Here is an 18,976-nt window from a genome sequence, read left to right as displayed (position 1 = left end):
ATAAAAACCCTCTTCTAAAATCGGTTTTTATTAATTTGTAATTCATTTTGTAAAAACTTTAGAGCATTAGACATTCGTTTTTCAACAGATTTCACAGAAATATCGAGCATTTCTCCAATTTCTCTATATTTTTTCTTATCAATCCTATTTAATAAAAATACAACTCTATAATTTTCGGGCATTTTAGCCAGTACTTTATTTAACTCTACATGAAATTCTTTTTCTTCTAATATAAATAAAGGAGTTTGTTTTTCTACAGTGCTAGTTTGATTATTAATATACTTTTGAGCATTATTAGAACTTCTAAAAAGATCAATAATTTTATTTTTTGCTACAGTATATAAATAAGATTTAACTTTTTCGATAGATACTTTACTACAATTTCTCCAAAGAGTTATAAAAGATTCTTGAACAGCATCTTCAGCTAGCTGCGTATCACCATAATTGAAAACGAGAAAGTTAAATATATCTTTAGAATATTTTTTGAAAGCATAGTTATAATTATGTTCTTCACAAATAGAACTATTTACAGGTAAATTATTTAAATTCATTTTATTTTTAGGTGTATTGGAATTAGAAATGAATTTTCTAGTCGGACAAATATAGCATTTATGTATTTTTTATTTTGTTTTAATGTCGTTTATCTATCTATAACAATATAACGATTGCCAAATTGGAAACCCTCTAAAGTAATTACATTTTTATTTTAAAAAAGACTTAAATTATAAAAATATATAGTAATATATTATTCTTACTTGTTTAATAACAGTCTGTTAACTTAATCTTAAAATTAAGGTTACGAGAATACCAATTTATAATTATAATATTTGGGAACTTCAATTTTAATGTATGGAAGCAACCTTGATTTGCCTACCTAATATGGTAGTAAATTTTTTAATTACCTATCTAAAACTTAAAAACTACTATCCATAAATAGATGAAAAAAAGACCTGTTAACATTGTCGTGATTTCCGATTTGCATTTAGGTACTTATGGTTGTCGTGCTAAAGAATTATTAAAATACCTAAAGTCTATTAAACCTGAAACTGTTATATTGAATGGTGATATAATAAATATTTTGCAATTTAGTAAACGGTATTGGCCAAAATCGCACATGAAAGTGATTAAGTTAATTATGACATGGATTTCCAAAGGAGTAAAAGTACATTACATCACGGGTAATCACGATGAAATGTTTAGAAAATTTGTAGGATTTAAACTAGGATCCTTTAGTATTGAAAACAAGGTACTCTTAAATCTAAATGGCAAAAAAGCTTGGGTATTTCACGGTGATTAAGAATATAGAAACCTCAAATGGATCGGTTATGTATTTAAACTCTGGAGACTGGATTGAAAATTTAACAGCCTTAGAATACAATCAAAATCAATTGACGCTTTATAATTATGAAACAGATAATCGTATTGAAAAAAACTTAAAGGATGATTTAGAAGATGAAGATACTAGAATACCAGAAAACAAAGAACTTTTTCAAAATTTGATGCATGAAATACATTTCGAATTCAAACCTTTTAAAAAATAATTTTTACCCTTTATCTAATTCATAAATAACAAACTATGAAATTACTTTACGCTATTCAAGGTACTGGAAATGGGCACTTAAGTAGAGCTAGAGATATTATTCCTATACTGCAACGAAAAAATATAGAATTAGATATTTTAATGAGTGGTACTCAGGCAGATATTGATATTCCTCACCCGATAACTTATCATTTCAAGGGGCTTAGTTTTATTTTTGGAAAAAAAGGCGGGGTTAATATGTGGAAAACATATTTAAAGGCGAATACTTTACGCCTTCAAAAAGAAATAAATAGCCTTCCTATTGATAATTATGATTTAATTATTAATGATTTTGAACCTGTTTCGGCATGGGCTTGTAGACTAAAAAACAAAGCCTGTGTAAGTTTAAGTCATCAAGCAGCAGTATTAGCACCTAATGCACCTAAGCCATTAAAAAATGATTCTTTAGGGGAATTTATTCTTAAAAAATATGCACCAACAACCAAGCAATACGGGTTTCATTTTAAGCCATACCAAGACAATATTTTTACACCTGTAATTAGACAAGATATTAGAAATGCTGCTTGCAAGAACATGGATCATTACACAGTATATTTACCGTCTTATAGTGACGATAAAATTATAAAAATGTTATCCAAGGCAAAAGAGGTAAAATGGGAAGTTTTTTCAAAACACAATAAAAAGACTATTATTAATAAAAATATTATTGTTCAACCTATTACCAACGACGCTTTTGTAAATAGTATGGCAAATAGCAAAGGTGTTTTATGTGGTGCTGGTTTTGAAACTCCTGCAGAGTCGCTTTTTATGAATAAAAAATTATTAGTAATTCCTATGAAAGGACAATATGAACAGCAATGTAACGCTGCTTCTTTAAAAGATATGGGCGTACCTGTTATAAAATCTTTAAAGAAGAAACATTTTAGCAAATTGATGGATTGGATAGAAACTGATACCAAAGTAATTGTTGATTATCCAGATATTACAGAAAACATTATTAATCAATTGCTTAAGGAGTGTACTGTTTAATAATGTTGTTATGAATATAGATTTGCCTACTTCTTTTAATTTAAAACTTGAAGATTTTGGAGACCATTTTGTTTGGGGTGTTTCAACAGCAGCCTATCAAACCGAAGGTGCTCATGATGATGATGGTAAAGGACCTTCTATTTGGGATGCTTTTACTCTTAAAAAAAGGACTATTTATAAAAACCAACATGGTGAAATAGCCTGCGATTTTTATAATAAATTTAAAGAAGATATTCTATTAATGAAATCCATGAATATTAAAAATTTCAGGTTTTCATTATCATGGTCTCGACTTATCCCTGATGGTTTAGGAGCAATTAATCCTAAAGGTATTGATTTCTATAATCAAGTGATTGATTTTTGTATAGAATGTGATATTACACCATGGGTTACACTTTATCACTGGGATTTACCATTAGCCTTAGAGCAGCAAGGAGGTTGGACTAATAGAACTATTTTAGATTGGTTTGAAAATTATGTAAAACTTTGCGCGCAGCAATTTGGTGACCGCGTAAAACATTGGATGGTTTTAAATGAACCTATGGTTTTTACAGGAGCAGGTTATTTTTTAGGAGTACACGCACCAGGAAAAAAAAGATTGAAAAATTTTTTACCAGCAGTACATCATGCAGTGCTTTGTCAAGCATTGGGCGGACGTGTTTTGCGCCATTTTATACCAGATAGCATTATTGGTACCACATTTTCATGTTCTCAAATAACACCTTATAGCAATTCTACTAAAGATATTTTGGCAGCTAAAAAAGCAGATGCTTTACTTAATCGACTTTTTATTGAACCTGCATTGGGTTTAGGTTATCCGACAGATGACGTACCAGTTTTAAAACGTATAGAAAACTATTTTATCTCAGGTGATGATCAATTACCTCTCTTTGATTTCGATTTTATTGGTATTCAAAACTATACAAGAGAAGTCGTGAAACATAGCTGTTATGTGCCTTATATAAGCGCTAAAATTATAAAAGCATCTAAACGAAACGTTAAAACAACCTTGATGGATTGGGAGGTTTATCCATCAAGCATTTATGAAATGATTAAAAGATTTAATAGCTACTCTGGTATAAAAAAAATTATCATTACAGAAAACGGTGCTGCTTTTACAGATGTTGTAGAAAATGGAAGTGTTCACGATCAAGAAAGACTCGATTATTTACAAGCTTATTTAAAACAAGTACATAAAGCTAAACTTGAAGGTTTAAATGTTGATGGGTATTTTGCATGGACTTTTACAGATAATTTTGAATGGGCAGAAGGTTATCGTCCAAGATTTGGATTAGTATATATTGATTTTGCTACACAAAAACGTATTGTTAAATCTTCTGGAGAATGGTTAAGAGGATTTTTGAAGGATCAAACTTAAATATAACTTTTATACATGATTCTTTTGTATGAAACAAAACAAAGTTGGGATATTTAATAAAGTTTACATAGCATTTTTAAAACGACACAAATAGTTACACAATTATTAAGGTTATGGAGAGACTGTAATTGATGTAATTAACGATTTACATCATAATTTAATTAAATAACTAACTCAATATCTTTTTTTGCATTTATAGTTTTAGAAATCTTCCTGAAACGATAGATACAATTATTTTTATAAACCCCATTTTTCTCTTTCCAAGCTATTACTATTTCATCACCAACATATTGATATACTCGCCTGAAGTTTCTAAAATAGCATTGTTTATACCTGCATAATAAATTTGTAATAGTTCGAAGTATTTTTTATGACCTAAAGTTTCGGCTATTGTAGTTGACGACTTCATATCTAAAACATAAATATGTGCGTTTCTTGTTTAGGTTTGTGATATTTTCCAAAATAATTAAACAATATATTCTATATAGTCTTTAACTTCTGAGTAAAACAAAGCAATATCTAAAATAATATCAGTATATATAATAATACTCCAAAAAGAGAAACTTTTCATAAATACTATTAAACAATCAATAACAATAGTTGAGAATATTGAAGTTTTGTGCAAGAAAGTATTATTATTTTGTTTTTGGTTAGTGATGTTCTGTAAAGAAAAAACACTATACTTTTTCTTTAAGTATTAAAATTTAAAAATGTTTTTTGTAAATTAAAACCTTAGTCCGTTTACACACTAACTAATGCATTATAGAAACAAAAATCTCATAAGCTATAGCATTTTGGGATTTTTTTATGCTATATTTAATAACCTCTTATATAATATGTTTGTTGTGATTCAGCAAATTTATGTGACTATTTAATCTATGCCCTTATTTTAAGTATACTAGATATACATAATAATCTTGATTGTTAAGAATTTAAATATAATTACATATATTGTAGTTAAATTCTTAACTTTAGTTGAATTAGTAATATTAAATTATTAGCCATTTGAAAAATACTAATCATTTATTTCTTTTTTTAACACTAGCTTTTTTTTTAGCTTCAAAAGCACAAGAAATACCACCTATTAATGTTTACTCTCCAAAAGATTATGGAGGTGAATCTCAAAATTGGTCTATTAGTCAAGCAGAAGATAAACATATATACGTAGCTAATAATAAAGGATTACTTGAGTTTAATGGCGCTAAATGGAGTATATATCCTTCACCTAATAACACAATAATTAGAGCTGTAAAAGTTGTCGATAATTTTATTTATACAGGAAGTTATCATGAATTTGGCTTTTGGGAAAGAAATAGTTTTGGAGTACTGAATTATACATCTTTATCTAAAAAAATAAATGTTTTATTTTTTGAAGATGAGGAGTTTTGGAATATTTCATCTTTGGAAAATTGGATTCTATTTCAATCGCTTGATAGAATACATATTTATAATAAAGTTACAGAATCCTATAGTGTTATTAATTCTAAAACAAATATTTCTAAATTATTTGAGGTAGAAGAAAACTTCTATTTTCAGAATTTAAATAATGGTTTGTATAAAATAGAGAATGGTTTAGATGTTTTAATATCTAACGATAGCATTATAAAAAATAACATTATCGTTAATGTTTTCGAAAACAAAGGGACTTTATTGTTGCTTACCCAAGATAAAGGATTTTATAGGTTGTCTGGTGGTGTTTTAAGTCCGTGGAATATTCCTGACAACGAAACATTCAAAAAAATAAGTGTATTTAGTGGCATTCAATTAGATGATAATAGTTTTGTTATAGGAACTATCTCAGACGGTGTGTTTTTATTGTCTTCCGCAGGTGAAATAATATATCATATAAATCAAACTAATGGATTGAGTAATAATACCATTTTAGCTTTATTTGAAGATAAAGACGGTAATATATGGCTTGGTTTAGATAATGGTATTAATAGCTTAAATATAAACTCTCCTTATCGAGTTTATAAAGATAAGAATGGTACAATAGGAAGTGTATATACATCAAAAATACATAACAACATATTATATTTAGGAACAAACCAAGGATTGTTTTATAAAGAACTCGATAGCAATATAGAGTATAAATTTATAGAAGGTACCCAAGGACAAGTGTGGTTTTTAGAAGTTATAAATAATGCGCTTTTTTGTGGGCATAATAAAGGAACATACATTGTAGAAAATAAAAAAATTAAAGAAGTTGCTAATATTCAAGGAACTTGGAAAATAAAACCCATTAAAGATCATGCTAATTTATTAATACAAGGAAATTATAATGGATTAAATATTTTAGAAAATAAAAATAACAAATGGCAATTTAGAAATAAACTTGAGGGTTTTAATATTTCTAGTAGATATTTTGAGGTAGCATCTCCAAAAAGCATTTTTGTGAATCATGAATATAAAGGTTTATATCAATTAAAAGTAAATGAATCATTAACCAAAGTAGAGAAGTTTGCTATAGACTCTTTAGTAGAAAAAGGAATATATTCAAGCTTAGTAAATCATGATAACAATATATTATATACTAATAGAGAAGGCGTTTTTAAATATAAAACCCAAACTAAAACTTTCAAAAAAGATTCATTATTAAGTAATTTAATTATAGATAAAGAATTTTCTTCCGCAAAACTAGTATCAGATATAAAAACCAATAAACTTTGGAGTTTTTCGTCAAGAGGTTTAAATTATTTAACCTCATCTAAATTAAGTGGAGAGAAGAAAGTAAACAGAATTATATTTCCAGTTGAAGAAAGAAAAGATATAATAGGTTACGAAAATATAACTCATATTAGAGATGAGCAGTTTTTATTAGGAACAACTGCTGGATATATCATTTTAGATTTAAATAAAATAGTTAATTGCAATTATAAAATTAGTATTAATCGAATAACTGTAAGTCAGTTAAAAGATACAGATTCAGTAAGTTTTGTAAATCTAACTTCCAAACCAGAATTTAAAAACAAAGAACATAATGTTCAATTTTCATATAGTATATCAGAATATCTAAAAACTCAAAAAACAGAATACCAATATAAACTTGAAGGGATATATAATTCATGGAGTGATTGGACAACAAATGCTAATGTTCTGTTTGAAAATCTTCCATATGGCGAATACATATTTAGTGTAAAAGGGAGAGTTGGAGATCAGGTTACTTTAAATACAGCTTCTTTTTCGTTTAAAATTGATAGACCTTGGTTTCTTTCTAACTTAGCCATAGCCCTTTATATTTTAGGAGTTTTATTGTTTTCATTACTAATGCATAATATTTATAAGAGATATTATCGAAAGCAGAGAGAAAGGTTAATACTTAAAGCAACAAAAGAGCTTGAATTAAAAGAACTTGAGAACAAAGAAGAGTTCATGAGATTTAATAATGAGAAGTTAAGACAAGATGTTGAAAACAAGAATAGAGAGTTAGGCATATCTACTATGAGCCTTATAAAAAAGAATGAATTTTTAAATAGTATAAAAAAGGAGTTACAAAAGGTTGATGATTCAAATAACTTAAAGCATGTTATTAAAATTATTGATAGAAACCTTAATAATACAGATGATTGGAATTTGTTTCAAGAGGCATTTAATAATGTAGATAAAGACTTTTTAAAAAAGATAAAATCTTTGCATCCAACCTTAACCTCAAACGATTTGCGTTTATGCGCGTATTTAAGGTTAAACCTTTCATCAAAAGAAATAGCACCTTTATTAAATATATCTCCTAGAAGTGTAGAAGTTAAGCGTTACAGATTGAGAAAAAAAATGAGCTTATCACACGAATCTAGCCTTACAGACTATATTTTGGAAGTTTAGCTTATACAACAAAGTACTTTTTCACCTATACAGTACCACAACATTAAGCATAAATTATGTCTTTCATAGCTTAATAAATGAATAAATATTTAGCTCGTTAAACCTTAGTAATACAGAGGTTTTCCTTGTAATTCATACATATTTTAATAGTGTATGATTTTTGTTGAGGTACTTTTTGCCAATTTAATAATCAAACAATATAAATTTATAAAACACGAAAGACTACTCAATTCAAACTAATAAATATCAAGTATCTAACGTGTTTATTGTGTGTTTTAGATGACTAACTTAAATTAAATAATACGATGAAAAATAATTTTATAAGATTAGTACTTTTCTTATTTACAGCAGTAGCTTTTACACAAGTAAATAAAGTGTCTGTTGAAAAAAACAATGAAGGTATGGCCTTGATTGTTAATGGAGAAAAACTAATGATAAATGGTATGAATTGGGATTATTTTCCAATAGGAACCAATTATTCATATAGTTTATGGAAACAATCAGACGATGTCATTAAAGCTGCATTAGATGCCGAAATGGGATTATTAAAAAACATGGGAGTAAATGTTATAAGACAGTACACAGGTGTTCAGCCAAAATGGATTCAATACATCTACGAAAATTATGGTATTTACACCATGCTTAATCATTCCTTTGGTAGATATGGATTAACTATAAATGGAGCTTGGGAGGCTGTAACAGATTATAGAAGTCAACCAACTCAAGAACTGTTAATTACAGAGGTAACTAACATGGCAGAGACATATAAAAATACACCAGGAGTATTATTATTCTTATTAGGTAACGAAAACAATTATGGACTGTTTTGGGCAGGAGCAGAAACAGAAGATTTCCCCGATGAAGAAGATAAAAAAAGAGAAGTAGGAGAAAAGCGAGGAAGACCCATGTATAAGCTTATGAACGATGCTGCTATTAAAATGAAGTCAATTGATGCATCACACCCAGTAGCAATCTGTAATGGAGATTTACTATTTGCAGAAATTGTAGCAGAAGAATGTAAAGATGTAGATATCTATGGTGTAAACATGTATCGTGGAAAATCATTTGGTGATGCCTTTGAGAGAGTAAAAAACGAATTAGGAAAACCAATTATGTTTACAGAGTTTGGCTCAGATGCATTTAATGCCATTACTAATTCCGAAGATCAAAAAATGCAAGCATTTTTTATGGTAGAAAACTGGAAAGAAATTTATCAAAATGCATCAGGATTAGGAAAAGCAGGAAATTCTATTGGAGGTTTTACATTTCAATTTAGTGATGGTTGGTGGAAATATGGACAAACTAAAAATCTCGATGTTCATGATAATAATGCATCATGGTCAAATGGAGGTTATTATATTGATTTAGAGCCAGGAGAAAATAATATGAATGAGGAGTGGTTTGGAATTTGTGCTAAAGGACCAACTAACGAAAGAGGACTTTATAGTTTATATCCAAGAGCAGCATATTACGCATTAAAAGAAGCTCATAATATAGATCCATATGCAGAAGGAGCATCATTAGAATACATTAATACTGCCTTTAATAATGTCAATTTAATGGATGCAGTACTTAGAGCTCGAGGTGATAAAGCAGCATTAGGAGAAGGAAGTTCGGGTAAAATAAGACTTAGTAATTTAAGAGCAGAGTTTACCACATATAATACAGGAGGAAGCCTAATTACTACTCCAAAAAATGCAAATTCCGATGAAAGAGTTTTTCCAGACGAACTTGGTTTCGATCACATGGAGTCCTATTTTGTAGGGGTTGAAGGTAACCCAGCACCCAACATGAGAGCCAATGTTAATGTGAATATTTTGGGTAATGTAGCAGATAATCCAATTGATGAAATATTTTATGAAAACAGAGGCCGAATAGTATCTGTTAATACAGATGAAGGTAATTTAGATTTAACAAACTTAAACGGAGTACAAGTATATAATGCAGAATTTGAGTGGAACGCTAAAGATTTTGATTTAAGAGGGTTTTACCGTACAGGTCATTACCATTGGGGCTACGAAGGCGATTTCTTTGGCTTATATCCAGAAGCCAATTATGGATCCAATTTAGATATCTATAATGGAGAAGTTCTAGGTGTAGAAATAGATGGTAAAAAAAGCCTAAAAGGATTAAAGGCCGCCTTTGGACCTCAATTATGGTGGGGAGCAAATCCTGCAATACTATTAAAATATAGTAGAAAAATAGGAAAATTTGATGTAACAGGTATATATCATGAAGATATAGACGATGCAGGTGAAGCCATAAGTACATTTGCAGTACCAATACCAAAAACACGTAGAGTAACACTTCATGCTAAAAGAAAATACGGTAACCTAGGAATTGAAGTAGGTGGTATTTGGGCAGGAGAACCTTTAAACGGTAGAGTGTTTCAATATGCAGAGGGAGAGCCTGGAAGCTACACTATTTTCGAAGATAAAATTAAATCCAAGGATAATTGGGGAGGTAAAGCTAAAATTACTTACTCAAAAGGACGATTTAATTGGTATGCGCAATCTGCTGTATTGGGTCTAGTTGCAAATGGAGGCGCAGACCAAACAAAAACCTTTACAGGATGGAAACTTAAAGATAGTGGCAGTGGAAATCAAAGTAATTTCCTTACTGGATTTACTTATAGTATAGGTAAATTTCAAATAGCTCCTAATTTTTTATGGCAAAAACCATTGGTAGATGCTATGCCTAACGATGTTCAATCACCAGGAAGATTAAGAAATGTTCAAGACGATCCCTTTGCTGTAAGAGGCAATAGAGAAACAACAGCAGGAGAACTTTTACTTACTTACGATCCTACACCAGGAACATGGATGTACGAATGGGATAACGATAGAGCCGAAGACGCAAAGTTTGCCTTTAATCTAGGTTTTGTTTTTCGTCATCATCCAACAGCTCAAGATGCAGCCATAGGATTTTTAAGTAATAGAACATCCTTCGCTTTTCCAAATGCAGCTCCAGCAGAAGATTTGTGGGAAGTAAATACACTAATTGTTTCGAAAGTGAGTCCAGATTTAGGTTTAATTGCAAATTTATATGCAGGTAATGGACAAGCAAACGGAAGTGACGATAGATTGATAAAACGTGTTGGAGGAGATATTAGAGTTATTTACAACAAGCTAAAACTAGTACATTCATTTAAAATAAATGATTGGGGACCTTTCGATTATCATCGTGATTTCAATTTAACATACCCCGTTCAATTAATGTTAGACTTATCAACAACTCTAGGGAAACCTAATTGGTTTATTTTACCAAACACTAAAATAGGAATACGTGGGACATGGCGTTCGCTTGATCAGTATTCACCACGTTATCTTCCAAATCAAACTACTACTGAATTTGCAACAGCACCAACTATTAGTCCTGTTGGATTTGATGATGGTAATGAATGGGAAATTAGAACTTATGTACATATTAACATTGGAAAATAAAAAAATATAAAAATGAAAAATATAAAATTTATTTATTCAACGATTGCATTCTTTTTAGGATTGATTTTTATGACTGTTGTTAGTTGTGATAGAGATTTATCTGAAGATGCAGAATTAGCAGGTTTCCCAATAACAGCAGAAGTTTTTATTGATGGTTTTAGTGGTGGGCTTGAATACTTTCCATTTGGAGATTCAAAGTTTTCAGCGTTTACAGTAGACAATGATGTGAAATATGAGGGTTCAGCCTCAATGAGGTTTGATGTTCCAAATTTTGGAGACCCAGAAGGCGCTTATGCTGGAGCTATTTTTCCAGATAATTCAGGACGTAATTTATCTGGTTACGACGCATTAACATTTTGGGCAAAAGGATCGCAAGCAGGTACTATTAATGAAATAGGTTTAGGAAACGATTTTGGTGAAAATAAATATACTGTAACCATGCAAAACCTCCAATTAACTACCAATTGGACTAAATATATAATTCCAATACCAGACCCTTCAAAATTAAAACAAGAAAAAGGATTGTTTTGGTATGCCGAAGGACCAGAAGATGGTAAAGGTTATACTTTTTGGATAGATGAATTAAAATACGAAAAACTAGGTACAATAGCTCAGCCAAGACCAGCTATTTTAGGAGGTGTAGATGATGTTCAACAGAGTTTTATAGGAGCAAATATTATAATAGGAGGACTTACTCAAACCTTTAATTTGGCTTCAGGTATTAATAAAACTGTAATTCCAGCGCCAGCATACTTTACATTTAGCTCTTCTAATCCTAATGTAGCTGTTGTAGATGCGTTAGGAAAAGTATCAATAATAGGGGCAGGTACAACTATTATAACGGCAGCTTTAGGAAACGATGATGCAGATGGATCTTTAACCATCGAATCTTTGGGTGATTTTGTAGCAGCACCAATACCAACGAGAGATGCAGCTAATGTTATCTCAATTTTTAGTGATGCATATACCAATGTACCAGTAGATTTTTATAACGGCTTTTTTGCACCGTTTCAAACCACTATGGGGCAAAATGATATTACTATTAATGGAGATAATATTATAAAATATACAGAACTAAATTTTGTGGCAAGTGAGTTTAAAAACCCAACGGTGAATGCTTCAGAAATGACACACTTACATATTGATGTTCAAATAGAAAACGAACTTCAATTTGGAGACTTTATTAGAATTCAATTAGGTGATTTTGGACCTAATGGAGCTTTTGATGGAGGTGGTGACGATTCTAGTGGATCGGTAACATTTAGCAGTCCAACCTTAGTGAGTGGAGAATGGATAGGCTTAGATATTCCTTTAGCTGATTTTTCAGGATTAGCTAGTACAAGTAATTTAGCACAACTGTTCTTTATTACAGATGGAACTAATCCAGATTTGCCAGGAGCTATTACAGATATTTTAGTAGATAATATGTATTTCTACAAAGTACCTAGTTCGCCTACCATAGCAGCACCAACACCTACAGCTTCTCAAGCTAATGTTATTTCTCTGTTTAGTGATGCTTATACAGATGTTATGGTGGATACATGGAGAACACCATGGTCTGCAGCAGCTACCGTTTTAGAAGATGTAACAGTAGATGGTAATCCCGTGAAAAAATATGGTAGTCTCGAGTTTGTAGGTATTGAAACAACATCAAGTACAATAGATGCTTCAGGTATGACATATATTCATTTAGATACATGGTCTTCAACCTATACTTCATTTTCAATTAAGCTAGTGGACTTTGGAGCAGATGGTGCTTTTGGAGGCGGAGACGATTCCGAATATCAACTTGATTTTGCTAATCCTGTTGTAGGAGAGTGGGTAAGTTGGGATATACCATTAAGTGATTTTACAGGGTTAACTTCAACAGGACATATTGCGCAATATATTCTTGTTGCACAGCCTTTTGAAGCTACAGATGTCTTTGTAGATAATATGTACTTCCGTAATTAAAAAAGAATGTATTCAAAACATTAAAAAATAAGGATATGAATTTCATAAATAAAATTAAAGCAAGCTTACTTATAACAATACTGTTTATGGGCTTTTTTGCTTGCGATACAGACGAAACTCAAACTGTAATCACAATAAATAATCTTGTAATGCAAGATAACTTTGATACAGATGGAGCTCCAAACCCTGCTATTTGGGGGTTTGATATTGGTACAGGAGATGCCAATACAGGTGCAGGTTGGGGAAATAACGAGCTCCAATACTATACAGATCGTTCAGAAAATGTAAAAGTAGAAGGCGGTATGTTGCATATCACAGCCACTCAAGAATCCTTTGAAGGATCTGGATATACCTCTGCAAGAATACTAACCAAAGGAAAGTTCGAGCAAGCCTATGGGCGATTTGAAGCAAGAATTCAATTGCCTTGGGGACAAGGTATTTGGCCAGCATTTTGGCTTTTAGGAAATAATTGTGATGATGTTGTTTGGCCACAATGTGGTGAAATAGATATTATGGAGTTTCGAGGACAAGAACCTACTGTAAATAATGGAACTCTACATGGGCCAGGGTATTCAGCAGGCGAATCCATTACAAAAAGCTACACTTTAACAAATGATCGATTTGATACCGGTTTTCACATATTTGGTATCGAATGGGGTGTAGGCTATATAAATTTTTATGTAGACGATGTTTTGTATAACCAAATAACTCCAGAAGACGTACCTGGAGAATGGGTTTACGATCATCCTTTTTATATTATAATGAATGTTGCAGTAGGTGGTAATTTTGTTGGTTCTCCTAATGCAGAAACTGTTTTTCCACAAACAATGTTAGTAGATTATGTTAGAGTATATCAATAACATAATGAAGAAGCTAGCATTTAAGAGGTAATATAGAATTAATTTTTTCCTCAAATCTATAATACATATTTAATAACTAATGGGTCGTGTTATTTAGTAACACAAGAAGGCTGCTATTTGTTATTTTAAAATATTAAACACTATAATTAATGGGCACGAATACCATACATTTAAAAGAAAAAACATGTTCTAATAATGAAGAAATCATTAAAGGAACACTTATAAATTTCGAGAACGAAACTTATTATAAAATTTCTAATAGCCATGCTATGAGACCATTTTTTATGAGTATAGTTTCAGACTCTAATCATTGGATGTTTATTTCTAGTAATGGCGGACTTACTGCTGGCAGAAAGAATGCCGATTCATCGTTATTTCCATATTATACAGATGATAAAATAACAGAGTCAGCTGAAATTACGGGGAGCAAGTCTATTTTTCAAATTAAGTTACATGGAAAAACATATTTATGGGAACCCTTTTCTATTAGACAAATGGGGCTTTATAAAATTCAGCAGAATCTCTATAAAAACAGCTATGGAAACAAGGTTGTTTTCGAAGAAATTAATGAAGATTTAGGGGTAACCTATAGGTATCAATGGAACTCTAGTAATGAATTTGGATTTGTTAAAAAATCTAAATTTATAAACAATTCAAACTCAAAAATTGAAGTAACCTTATTAGATGGGTTACAAAATATTGTGCCATACGGTGTTGGAGCCGATTTACAAAACTCCAGAAGTAATCTAGTAGATGCTTATAAAAGATGCGAATTACAAAAAACATCAGGATTAGGCATTTATACTCTAAGTGCTATAATTGTAGATAAGGCAGAACCAAGCGAAGCACTTAAAGCAAGCATAGTTTGGTCTTTAGGCTTAGAAAATCCAATTTACTTATTGTCTTCATTACAACTAGATAATTTTAGAGCAGGTAAAACAGTACAACAAGAAGAAGATGTAAAAGCAGAGAAAGGAGCATACTTTGTTAGTACAACCTTAAATTTACAACCTGAAGAGGCTAAAACATGGTGTTTTGTAGCAAATGTTAATCAGACAATTTCACAAATTAAGATTATTTCAAAACGAATTAAAAGCGAATTAGATCTTAAGTATGTACAAGAAGATATTAATATAGGTACTAAAAACTTAATAGCCCTTGCAACAGCTTCAGATGGTTTACAGCTCACGGCAGATACTTTAATTAATATCAGACATTTTTCAAATACCTTATTTAATATTATGAGAGGTGGTATTTTCGATAATAACTATAATATCGAGAAGAATGATTTTATAAAGTACATAAAAAAGGCTAATGCAAATGTTTTTAAATCTAAAGAAGATTTACTAAATGATTTGCCTAGTACCTTCACTCAGAATCAAATTAAAAACTTAGCAAGAAACAATTATAACGAAGATTTTAAACGTCTTTGTTTAGAATATCTACCGTTAAAATTTAGCCGAAGACATGGCGATCCAAGTAGACCATGGAATAAATTTTCTATAAACACAAGAAGTGAAATAGATGGTTCCAAAATATTAGATTATGAAGGGAATTGGCGAGACATTTTTCAGAATTGGGAAGCCTTAGCACATGCATATCCAGAATTTATAGAAAGTATGATTTATAAGTTTCTTAATGCATCAACTTTCGATGGTTATAATCCATATCGTGTAACCAAAGATGGATTCGATTGGGAAATTATTGAAGAAAATGACCCTTGGTCTTATATCGGGTACTGGGGCGATCATCAAATTATTTACTTACTTAAGTTTTTAGAATTTACAGAAGATCATTATCCCGGAGCCATAGAAAAGCAGTTTATACAAGATATATTTGTATATGCTAACGTACCATATAAAATTAAAAGCTATGAAGAGATTTTAACTAATCCAAAAGATACTATTGATTTTGACTATGAATTAAACGATAAAATTAACGAAAAAAAGAATCAAATAGGAGCAGATGGTGCCTTATTAGAAGATAAAAACGCTAATATTTACAAAGTAAATTTAATAGAAAAATTACTAGTAACCGTACTTGCTAAACTTTCAAATTTTATTCCAGAAGCAGGTATATGGCTTAATACACAACGACCAGAATGGAATGATGCAAATAACGCTTTAGTAGGAAATGGCGTGTCCATGGTAACGTTATTTTATCTGCAACGGTTTTTAAATTTTTTCGAAAAAATAGTATTCAAGTCTAAAATAGATGAAGTTGAGGTATCCGAAGCATTAGAATTGTTTTTTTCAACATTAACCAGTGTACTTGAAGTAAACAAACATATTCTTAATGGAGTAATATCTAATGAAGATAGAAAAATAGTTCTAGACGGTTTAGGTAAAGCAGGAAGTGATTATAGATCTTGTATTTATGAAAATGGATTTACAAATAAAAAATCAAAAATTAACAAGCAAGACCTTTTAGGTTTCTTTAAGCTAGTTAAGCTGTATTTAGAACATACAATTAAAGCAAATAAGCGTGAAGATAATTTATATCATGCCTATAATTTAATGACTATTGAAAACGATAAAGAAGTATCAATTTCATATCTACCCGAAATGTTAGAAGGTCAGGTAGCAGTTTTAAGTTCAGGATATTTATCACCTCAAGAAGCCCTAAATTTATTAGATAGCTTAAAAAGTAGTGCTTTATTTAGGCCAGATCAATACAGTTATATTTTATACCCAGATAAAGAATTACCATGTTTTGATGAGAAAAATAATATTCCAAATGAATATGTAACAAAATCACAATTATTTACCCAATTAACTAATGATGGTAATACCCAAATTATAGAAAAAGATATTTTAGGTCAATTCCATTTTAATGGTAATTTCAACAATGCAAATAGCTTAAAAGAAGCATTGGCAAAACTTCCAAAAAAATATAAAAATTTAGTAGATCAAGACACTAAATTGGTACTTGAAATGTTTGAAGACGTATTCAATCATAAAGCATTTACAGGACGATCAGGAACCTTTTATGGATATGAAGGTTTAGGGTCTATTTATTGGCATATGGTATCAAAACTATTGTTGGCAGTTCAGGAAAATTGCTTATTAGCTATCAATACCAATCAAAGCGATGTTGTAATAGGTAAATTATTGGAGCATTATTACGAAATACAAGCAGGAATAGGAGTTAATAAATCTCCGGAGTTATATGGCGCTTTTCCAACCGATCCATATTCGCATACACCAGCAACAAAAGGAGCACAGCAACCAGGTATGACAGGACAAGTTAAAGAAGATGTGTTATGCAGGCTTGGAGAATTAGGTGTTTTTGTAAATGCAGGAGAACTATGTTTTAACCCCCGTTTATTACGAGAAAATGAATTTATTAAAACGCAAAAAACGTTTAAATATAGGAGTATTAAAAAGCAAGAAAAAGAAATTGAGTTGAGTAAAGGTTCTTTATGCTTTACCTATTGTCAAATACCTATAATTTATAAGTTATCTGAAAAAGAAAGTTTAAAAGTTGTTTTAGATGATGAGTCTGTTTTAGAGTTCGAAAGTTTAAGTCTTAATACTAATATGACAAGACATATTTTTGAACGCACAGGGATTGTAGACCGTATAGAAGTTTCAATTAAAAAAAACTTGTTTTAATGAAAACTAATTTTAAAAAAATATTTATCCTATTCCTGTGCACTTATATGTTTGGATGTGGAAATAATTCAAAAAAAGAAACCGTACCAGTGACAAAACAAAAAAATATTACAGCCTCAGATATTTTAGGAAATCCAAACTATTTGGCAATCTCTTATGGCGGTTATCGCCACAAGTCACGAGATGTGCAACCCACTATTGCTGAGTTAAAAGAAGATATGAGAATTTTAGCAGCAATGGGTATTAAGATTTTAAGAACCTATAACGTGCAATTACAACAAGCTTCTAATTTATTAAAAGCCATAAGTCAATTAAAAAAGGAAAATTCAGAATTCGAAATGTATATCATGTTGGGAGCCTGGATAGATTGCAAAAATGCGTGGACAGGACAAACCCCAAACCATGAAAAAGAAAGTGAAGCCAATGCAGGCGAAATAGGTAGAGCTGTAGCTTTAGCTAAGCAATATCCAGATATAGTAAAAATAATAGCTGTAGGTAATGAAGCTATGGTAAACTGGGCAACGAGCTATTTTGTACGCCCTAATGTTATTTTAAAGTGGGTAAACCATTTGCAGAATTTAAAAAAAGAAGGCAAGTTGTCTAAAGATTTATGGATAACCAGTTCAGACGATTTTTCCTCTTGGGGAGGCGGAGATAAAAGTTATCATACAGAAGATTTGGCTAACCTCATAAAGGCAGTAGATTATATCTCTATGCATACTTATCCTATGCATAACTCTCACTATAATCCTGCCTTTTGGTTAGTTCCAGAAGAGGATATTATACTTTCAGACGAAGAAAAAATCGAAGCAGCTATGTTTCGAGCCAAAACATTTGCTATAGAACAATACAATGCCGTATGCGATTATATGAAAAGTTTAGGAGTTAATAAACCAGTGCATATTGGTGAAACAGGTTGGACAACAGTTTCAAATGGACATTATGGTGTTAATGGATCGAAAGCAGCAGATGAATATAAGGCAGGGCTTTATCATAAATTCATAAGAGAATGGTCTAATAAAGAAAAGATCTCATGTTTTTATTTTGAAGCTTTTGATGAGCAATGGAAAGATGCTGCAAATAAGTTAGGATCAGAAAATCATTTTGGGTTAATAAACCTAAAAGGTCAAGCAAAATATGCTTTATGGGATAAGGTAGATAAAGGTGTTTTTGATGGATTAACAAGGAATGGAAAACAAATAACAAAAACATATAACGGTAACAAAAAAGCGTTGATGAAAGATGTATTGGTGCCACCAATAATGGAAGAAATAGTAGCTCCTAATTAATAAATAATATTAGTTGTAATGATAAAAAAAATGTGTTTTAAAGCTCTAAAA

12 protein-coding genes are annotated in these 18,976 nt (G+C 30.6%); 10 read left to right on the top strand and 2 right to left on the bottom strand.

What is annotated here, in order from left to right; all coding sequences use genetic code 11:
• Positions 1-14: 14 nt before the first annotated feature.
• Positions 15-551 carry an RNA polymerase sigma factor gene (locus A8C32_RS04330; protein ID WP_069829233.1) on the bottom strand — a complete coding sequence of 179 codons (537 nt, stop codon included), beginning with the start codon at positions 549-551 and terminating at the stop codon, positions 15-17.
• A 386-nt stretch (positions 552-937) separates the two neighbouring features.
• On the opposite strand from A8C32_RS04330, the gene A8C32_RS21325 reads away from it, so the two are divergent.
• Genes A8C32_RS21325 through A8C32_RS04315 form a run of 4 tightly spaced genes read left to right on the top strand, consistent with a single transcriptional unit; the run spans position 938 to position 3,947 of the window.
• Entirely contained in the window at positions 938-1,297 is a 360-nt protein-coding gene (locus A8C32_RS21325) for a UDP-2,3-diacylglucosamine diphosphatase (protein ID WP_349267226.1), read from the top strand.
• Positions 1,263-1,541, top strand: a complete 279-nt coding sequence (locus A8C32_RS21320; protein ID WP_349267225.1) for a hypothetical protein — start codon at positions 1,263-1,265, stop codon at positions 1,539-1,541. Before A8C32_RS21325 ends, A8C32_RS21320 begins: the two co-directional genes overlap by 35 nt.
• 35 nt (positions 1,542-1,576) lie before the next feature.
• Positions 1,577-2,569 carry a glycosyltransferase family protein gene (locus A8C32_RS04320; RefSeq protein ID WP_069829232.1) on the top strand — a complete coding sequence of 331 codons (993 nt, stop codon included), beginning with the start codon at positions 1,577-1,579 and terminating at the stop codon, positions 2,567-2,569.
• A gap of 10 nt (positions 2,570-2,579) precedes the next feature.
• The gene (locus A8C32_RS04315) at positions 2,580-3,947 is read left to right on the top strand and encodes a GH1 family beta-glucosidase (RefSeq protein WP_069829231.1); all 1,368 of its coding nucleotides are present in this window, start codon (positions 2,580-2,582) and stop codon (positions 3,945-3,947) included.
• A gap of 271 nt (positions 3,948-4,218) precedes the next feature.
• On the opposite strand, the gene A8C32_RS20520 is transcribed toward A8C32_RS04315, so the two are convergent.
• Entirely contained in the window at positions 4,219-4,356 is a 138-nt protein-coding gene (locus A8C32_RS20520) for a hypothetical protein (protein ID WP_165605787.1), read from the bottom strand.
• Between the two features lie 596 nt (positions 4,357-4,952).
• Between A8C32_RS20520 and A8C32_RS04310 the strand changes: the two genes are divergently transcribed.
• From A8C32_RS04310 to A8C32_RS04285, 6 genes are all read left to right on the top strand, one after another.
• Complete coding sequence (locus A8C32_RS04310; RefSeq protein ID WP_069829230.1) at positions 4,953-7,766, top strand: triple tyrosine motif-containing protein; 2,814 nt, start codon at positions 4,953-4,955, stop codon at positions 7,764-7,766.
• 305 nt (positions 7,767-8,071) lie between these two features.
• A complete protein-coding gene (locus A8C32_RS04305; RefSeq protein WP_069829229.1) occupies positions 8,072-11,209 on the top strand; it encodes a glycoside hydrolase family 2 TIM barrel-domain containing protein in 3,138 nt (1,045 codons plus the stop codon).
• Between the two features lie 12 nt (positions 11,210-11,221).
• On the top strand, positions 11,222-13,162 hold the full coding sequence (locus A8C32_RS04300; RefSeq protein ID WP_205635369.1) for an immunoglobulin-like domain-containing protein: 1,941 nt from the start codon (positions 11,222-11,224) through the stop codon (positions 13,160-13,162).
• Positions 13,163-13,197: 35 nt separating this feature from the next.
• Positions 13,198-14,022, top strand: coding sequence for a glycoside hydrolase family 16 protein (locus A8C32_RS04295; protein ID WP_069829227.1), 825 nt, complete (start codon positions 13,198-13,200; stop codon positions 14,020-14,022).
• A gap of 149 nt (positions 14,023-14,171) precedes the next feature.
• The gene (locus tag A8C32_RS04290; protein WP_069829226.1) at positions 14,172-17,636 is read left to right on the top strand and encodes a hypothetical protein; all 3,465 of its coding nucleotides are present in this window, start codon (positions 14,172-14,174) and stop codon (positions 17,634-17,636) included.
• Positions 17,636-18,925 (top strand): glycoside hydrolase family 17 protein, encoded by a 1,290-nt coding sequence (locus A8C32_RS04285; RefSeq protein ID WP_083253246.1) that lies wholly within the window; start codon positions 17,636-17,638, stop codon positions 18,923-18,925. Before A8C32_RS04290 ends, A8C32_RS04285 begins: the two co-directional genes overlap by 1 nt.
• Positions 18,926-18,976: the final 51 nt, after the last annotated feature.

The sequence above is a fragment of the Flavivirga aquatica genome (assembly GCF_001747085.1).
Taxonomy (GTDB): domain Bacteria; phylum Bacteroidota; class Bacteroidia; order Flavobacteriales; family Flavobacteriaceae; genus Algibacter_C; species Algibacter_C aquatica.
This window is presented reverse-complemented; position numbering and strand designations above follow the sequence as displayed.

Excerpts from the sequence above, each read along its gene's own strand:
- A8C32_RS04285 (WP_083253246.1), top strand. The coding sequence starts at position 17,636 with ATGAAAACTAATTTTAAAAAAATATTTATCCTATTCCTGTGCACTTAT.
- A8C32_RS04295 (WP_069829227.1), top strand. The coding sequence starts at position 13,198 with ATGAATTTCATAAATAAAATTAAAGCAAGCTTACTTATAACAATACTG.
- A8C32_RS04315 (WP_069829231.1), top strand. The coding sequence starts at position 2,580 with ATGAATATAGATTTGCCTACTTCTTTTAATTTAAAACTTGAAGATTTT.
- A8C32_RS20520 (WP_165605787.1), bottom strand. The coding sequence starts at position 4,356 with ATGAAGTCGTCAACTACAATAGCCGAAACTTTAGGTCATAAAAAATAC.
- A8C32_RS04300 (WP_205635369.1), top strand. The coding sequence starts at position 11,222 with ATGAAAAATATAAAATTTATTTATTCAACGATTGCATTCTTTTTAGGA.
- A8C32_RS21320 (WP_349267225.1), top strand. The coding sequence starts at position 1,263 with ATGGCAAAAAAGCTTGGGTATTTCACGGTGATTAAGAATATAGAAACC.
- A8C32_RS04330 (WP_069829233.1), bottom strand. The coding sequence starts at position 551 with ATGAATTTAAATAATTTACCTGTAAATAGTTCTATTTGTGAAGAACAT.
- A8C32_RS04320 (WP_069829232.1), top strand. The coding sequence starts at position 1,577 with ATGAAATTACTTTACGCTATTCAAGGTACTGGAAATGGGCACTTAAGT.
- A8C32_RS21325 (WP_349267226.1), top strand. The coding sequence starts at position 938 with ATGAAAAAAAGACCTGTTAACATTGTCGTGATTTCCGATTTGCATTTA.
- A8C32_RS04290 (WP_069829226.1), top strand. The coding sequence starts at position 14,172 with ATGGGCACGAATACCATACATTTAAAAGAAAAAACATGTTCTAATAAT.
- A8C32_RS04305 (WP_069829229.1), top strand. The coding sequence starts at position 8,072 with ATGAAAAATAATTTTATAAGATTAGTACTTTTCTTATTTACAGCAGTA.